Here is a 511-nt window from a genome sequence, read left to right as displayed (position 1 = left end):
ATGAAGGCGCTGCTCGCCAAGCTCGACGTCGAGGGCTTCCTGTTCGACATCGACGGCACGTTGCCATCGTCGCTGCCGGCAGCACTATCGGCGTTCCCTGGCACCACCATGCATGCCACCGATGACCACACCCTGGACGTGGAGATGCCGCGCGCGATGGACCTCAACCGCGTATTCGCCGCGTTGAACGATGCCGGCATCCGCGTGCGCTCGATGCGCACCAAGAGCAACCGCCTGGAGGAACTGTTCGTGCGCCTGACCAGCGAGAACCTGGACAAGAGCCCGCCGGTCAACGGCGTGCAGGTGCAACCGGAGCAGTCCGCATGAACTCGACCGCAGACCAGCTCGCCGAAGCCACCACGACCCAGCGCAACTTCACCGCCTACGGCACCATCGTTCGCCGCGAGGTCACCCGCATCCTGCGCATCTGGGGCCAGACCCTGGTGCCGCCGGCGATCACCATGACCCTGTAYTTCMTGATCTTCGGCGGCCTGATCGGCTCGCGCGTGGG

1 protein-coding gene and 1 pseudogene are annotated in these 511 nt (G+C 65.8%); both read left to right on the top strand.

The annotated features are described in order from the left end of the window. On the top strand, window positions 1-327 hold a 327-nt coding region (locus ACXJKJ_RS32340), incomplete at its 5' end, for a hypothetical protein (RefSeq protein WP_457395856.1). After that, window positions 324-511, top strand: a pseudogene (locus tag ACXJKJ_RS32335) (hypothetical protein); the annotation flags it as partial. The gene ACXJKJ_RS32340 and the pseudogene ACXJKJ_RS32335, both read left to right, overlap by 4 nt.

Source organism: Roseateles sp. P5_E1, from assembly GCF_054049335.1.
Note: the sequence above shows the minus strand (reverse complement) of the source record. Positions and strands in the feature narration are given on the sequence as shown.